The sequence below is a fragment of the Halobacillus sp. BBL2006 genome, from assembly GCF_000786645.1.
GTDB lineage: Bacteria > Bacillota > Bacilli > Bacillales > Halobacillaceae > Halobacillus.
In genome coordinates, this window is the sequence record NZ_JRNX01000735.1 from 1 (window position 1) to 4,345 (window position 4,345).

Sequence of the window (4,345 nt, forward strand, 5' to 3'; positions counted from 1 at the left end):
GATGTAGGTGAATAACGAACCCACCTACACGGATGGAGCCTCTTCCTCAGCCCCAAACTCACACGAATGTCTCGAAACTGAGTCTTCCGGAATAGGGAGCTTTTATTGAATATGGTAAATAGATAATATTTTATTGGTGTTCACTTGCTCTCTCATATACTTTAAGTGTTTATGCTTTTGTTATTTCCACCAAAATTTGTATAGAAGGACTAGGAAAGGGAAAAATAGGTTCACTTACAGCAAATTGGAGGTCAATAGAATGCGAAAAATCATCGGTTTAATGCTTGTTTTAAGTGTAACTTTCACATTATTTCAGCCTATGCAAAGTTTGGCTGCAGAGAAAAATTCTACAGAATTAGTCCGTTCAGCTAAATCTGCTATTTTGATGGAGAAAAACAGTGGAATGACACTGTATGACAAAGATGCGAACAAAAAGCTTCCACCAGCCAGTATGACTAAGGTAATGACGCTGCTTTTAATCATGGAAGAACTAGATAAAGGTAACCTCAAGCTGGATGAAATGATCCGTATTAGTGAACATGCAGCATCCATGGGCGGTTCACAAATCTTTCTTGAGGCTGGAGAAGAAATGGCAGTCAAAGACTTATTAAAAGGGATAGCTGTTGCTTCAGGAAATGATGCTAGTGTGGCGATGGCCGAACGTATTGCGGGTACGGAGAAAGCGTTTGTTGAGCAAATGAATGAAAAAGCAAAAGATCTTGGTTTAAAAAACACTCACTTTGAAAATCCAACTGGTCTCCCAGCTGAAGACCATTACAGCACTGCTCACGACATGGCTGTGATGGCGCGTGAGCTCCTTTTACATGATGCTGTTACAGAGTATACGAAGATCTATGATGATTATTTAAGAAAAGGCCAGGATAACGAGTTTTGGTTGGTCAATACGAACAAGCTGATTAAGACTTACCCTGGGATGGACGGGTTGAAAACTGGGTATACCTCTGAAGCGAAATATTGTTTGACAGCTTCAGCTAAACGTAACGATATGCATATGATTGCTGTAGTAATGGGGGCAGAAACTCCTAAGGATAGAAATGCAGATGTTACAAGCCTTTTGGATTATGGGTTTGGACAGTATGAGGGAGTCAAACTATATTCTAAAGAGGATACATTAAAAACGATAAGAGTTACTCGTGGCACACCGGGGGATGTTCATCTTTCACCTGAAAAAGATGTTGTCATACTTAAAAAGAAAAGCCAGAAAAAAGATCAATATGATACAGAGTTGAAGATCGCAAAAGGGACAGATCTTCCAATGGATAAAGGCACTCACATGGGATGGGTTATCGTAAAAAACAAAGATGGGGAAGTTGCAAGAGTCCGCCTGGAAACATCGGACAAAGTTGATAAAGCTGGTTTCTTCCAATTATGGCAGCGTTCGTGGAAAAATTTGACGAGTCATCAGAAGTTTTAGCATATCTGCACTAGTATTGTTTTGATGAAGGAAATTGAAGCTGAATGTCCGAAAGACTTAATGACTCTTATAAGTTAGAGGAGGAAAATCATTGAGTCTACATTCAGATTTTGTAACCAGAGAAAACGTATTGATCGTCAGGCTTCAAGGAGAACTAGATCACCATGAGGCAAGTGGACTTCGGGAAGAATGGCAGTCACATTTGAAGAAAAGCAATATCGATCATGTAATTGTTAACTTAGAAAAGCTTACATTCATGGATAGTTCTGGGCTTGGAGTCATGTTAGGCAGATATAAAGAGGTGCAAGCGTTAGGAAATGAAATGATCATTTGTTCCATTTCACCGGAAGTGAAACGTCTCTTTGACTTATCAGGAATGTTTAAGATCGTAAGGCTGGTTGACAATGAGTCCTTCGCTCTTGAGATGCTGGGGGTGGCTTCATGCGAAATGAAATGACGCTTGAGTTTCTGAGTGTGAGCGAAAATGAGTCATTGGCAAGGGTGTCTGTTGCCGCCTTTATTAGTCAGATCAATCCTACGATGGAAGAACTTACGGATATTAAAACAGTCGTTTCTGAGGCCGTTACAAATGCGATCATTCATGGATACGAAGATAATAAGGATAAGAAAGTTACTCTTTATTGTTCCATTGAGGACGAGCAGATTGAAATCATCATTAAAGATGAAGGGCAAGGGATTGATAATATTGATGTAGCAAGAGAACCTCTTTATACGTCAAAACCTGAATGGGAACGTTCAGGTATGGGCTTCACAATTATGGAGAATTTCATGGATAAGGTGGATATACAATCAGAGCCCGGGGTCGGAACGACGGTCCGAATGACAAAGCAATTAACGTCAACCCGCGCCTTGTGCAATTGAGGGCGCTGGCATGAGTGATACAACAAAAGAACGCCTAACAGATAAAGACGTCAAGGAACTGATCAAAAAAAGTCAGGCTGGAGACCAGAGTGCAAGGGATTTTTTAGTTGAAAAAAATACTCGACTCGTTTGGTCTGTTGTACAACGCTATTTACGCCGAGGGTATGATCAGGATGATTTGTATCAAATTGGATGCATAGGCTTGCTGAAATCGATAGACAAATTTGATTTGAGTTATGATGTGCGTTTTTCGACCTATGCGGTCCCTATGATTATTGGAGAAATCCAAAGATTTATCCGAGATGATGGAAGTGTTAAAGTAAGCAGGAGTTTAAAGGAACTTAATCATAAAGTTCGAGGGAAGAAAGAAGAACTGATGAAGAAGTTAGGACGTTCTCCTACGGTAAATGAACTAGCGGAAGAATTGGACCTTACGAGGGAGGAAATCGTCCAAGCGGAGGAAGTTGGACGAAGTCCTCAATCGATTTATGAGACGGTGTATGAAAATGAAGGTGATCCGATTACGCTTGTGGATCAAATCGCTGAGGAAGATAATAATTGGTTCGACCAAATAACACTGCAAGACGTCATGAGTAAGCTTGACAAACGTGAGCGGTTGATCATTTATTTGCGCTATTATAAAGATCAAACGCAAACAGAAGTAGCCGAACGATTGGGAATTTCCCAGGTTCAGGTTTCCAGGCTCGAGAAAAAAATCTTGGCAGAAATGAAACAGACAATGAACGATTCCAGTTAAAGCTGTGCCTTAAGGCGCAGCTTTTTTTTGCCTTTAAAAAGGTCTATTGCACCATAATTTGTAATTCAAGCCTTAGCAATTAGTTCGCTCACAACTGTATGTTATTTTCCAACTCACACATAATATAAGCAAGAAATCAAAGCAGGGGAGGCAAAAAAGGTGGCGACTCCTGTATATATTCGTATAAAACAATCAATTTATGTGAAACCTTCTGCAACCATCAGATTAAGTGATATTGCCAAGGTAACAGGACCAATGAGACAAGTTCCGGTCATCGAGCAGACAATTCTTCATGAAGTAACTGATGAAGATCGCAATATCGTTGTTATTGATGCTTTTATGATCATTGAGCAAGTGATTAATAAATACCCCCAATTGGAAGTAGAACTGATTGGCCCGAATCAATGCGTCGTTCATGTAGAGAAGCATAAACGGAAGCCTTCGATCATCCTTATCAGCGGCATTTGGCTGCTTTTATTTATAGGCGCCGCAATGGCGATTATGAATTTCCATTATGATGTCAGCATGGGGGCGGTTCAACAGAAGCTTCACTTTATGTTGACCGGTAAAAAATCAGATCATCCTCTCTGGATTCAGATTCCATACTCGATTGGTCTTGGAATTGGTATGATTCTGTTTTTCAATCATTGGTTCCAAAAACGCTTTAATGAAGAGCCTAGTCCGATGGAAGTGGAAATATTTAATTACCAAGAAGATCTCGATCATTACGTAGCGATCAAAGAAAATAAGGTGGAAAAAACGGATGTGGATAATTGAAGCTCTTATTGGACTTGCATCAGGTATTGCAGTAGGTACGGGGTTTGTAGCCTTTTTGACTGTCCTGGGTATTGTCCCGAGACTGATGCAGCTTAGCCACTCTGAATCCAAGCTTAGACACTATGAGACCGCTGTTATATTAGGGGTGTTCTTCGGTATTTACTTATCTTTTGGAGATATGCCTATTCAAGTGTCCTATATAGGGTTAGTCATCTGGGGGCTTTTACACGGGATTTTCATAGGAATGCTTGCTGCTGCCCTCACAGAAGTACTCAATGTTTTTCCTTTATTGTTCAAAAGGATTGGAGTAGATGGCTTTTTGTTCACATTATTGATGGCGCTTGTGTTAGGAAAAATAGTTGGTTCACTATTTCAATGGGTGGTTTTTGTACGTTAGGAAAAATATAGGGAATCGAAACATAAGGAGGAAACGTCATTGGTAAAGCAGCGATTAAATGAACAAAACTTTGAAAAGGTCAGCAAGACTTATCAGC

The 4,345-nt window shown here is 40.1% G+C and carries 6 protein-coding genes; all 6 read left to right on the forward strand.

Annotated features, from left to right (window positions below):
* Positions 1-259 precede the first annotated feature (259 nt).
* The 6 genes from LD39_RS19030 to LD39_RS19055 all read left to right on the forward strand — a co-directional run bounded on the left by LD39_RS19030 (position 260) and on the right by LD39_RS19055 (position 4,248).
* The gene (locus LD39_RS19030; RefSeq protein WP_035551854.1) at positions 260-1,435 is read left to right on the forward strand and encodes a D-alanyl-D-alanine carboxypeptidase family protein; all 1,176 of its coding nucleotides are present in this window, start codon (positions 260-262) and stop codon (positions 1,433-1,435) included.
* Positions 1,436-1,526: 91 nt separating this feature from the next.
* Positions 1,527-1,892 (forward strand): anti-sigma F factor antagonist, encoded by a 366-nt coding sequence (spoIIAA, locus tag LD39_RS19035; RefSeq protein ID WP_035551856.1) that lies wholly within the window; start codon positions 1,527-1,529, stop codon positions 1,890-1,892.
* Positions 1,877-2,317: an anti-sigma F factor gene (gene spoIIAB, locus LD39_RS19040; protein WP_035551858.1), complete on the forward strand. Its 441-nt coding sequence runs from the start codon at positions 1,877-1,879 to the stop codon at positions 2,315-2,317. Before spoIIAA ends, spoIIAB begins: the two co-directional genes overlap by 16 nt.
* A 10-nt stretch (positions 2,318-2,327) precedes the next feature.
* On the forward strand, positions 2,328-3,074 hold the full coding sequence (gene sigF, locus LD39_RS19045; RefSeq protein ID WP_035551860.1) for an RNA polymerase sporulation sigma factor SigF: 747 nt from the start codon (positions 2,328-2,330) through the stop codon (positions 3,072-3,074).
* Between the two features lie 159 nt (positions 3,075-3,233).
* On the forward strand, positions 3,234-3,851 hold the full coding sequence (locus LD39_RS19050; RefSeq protein ID WP_035551862.1) for a stage V sporulation protein AA: 618 nt from the start codon (positions 3,234-3,236) through the stop codon (positions 3,849-3,851).
* A complete protein-coding gene (locus LD39_RS19055) occupies positions 3,838-4,248 on the forward strand; it encodes a stage V sporulation protein AB (protein ID WP_035551872.1) in 411 nt (136 codons plus the stop codon). The genes LD39_RS19050 and LD39_RS19055 overlap by 14 nt, the downstream gene beginning before the upstream one ends.
* Positions 4,249-4,345: the final 97 nt, after the last annotated feature.

Bases quoted from the DNA above. Each gene is read 5' to 3' on its own strand.
- sigF (WP_035551860.1), top strand. From the start codon at position 2,328: ATGAGTGATACAACAAAAGAACGCCTAACAGATAAAGACGTCAAGGAA.
- spoIIAB (WP_035551858.1), top strand. From the start codon at position 1,877: ATGCGAAATGAAATGACGCTTGAGTTTCTGAGTGTGAGCGAAAATGAG.
- LD39_RS19030 (WP_035551854.1), top strand. From the start codon at position 260: ATGCGAAAAATCATCGGTTTAATGCTTGTTTTAAGTGTAACTTTCACA.
- LD39_RS19055 (WP_035551872.1), top strand. From the start codon at position 3,838: ATGTGGATAATTGAAGCTCTTATTGGACTTGCATCAGGTATTGCAGTA.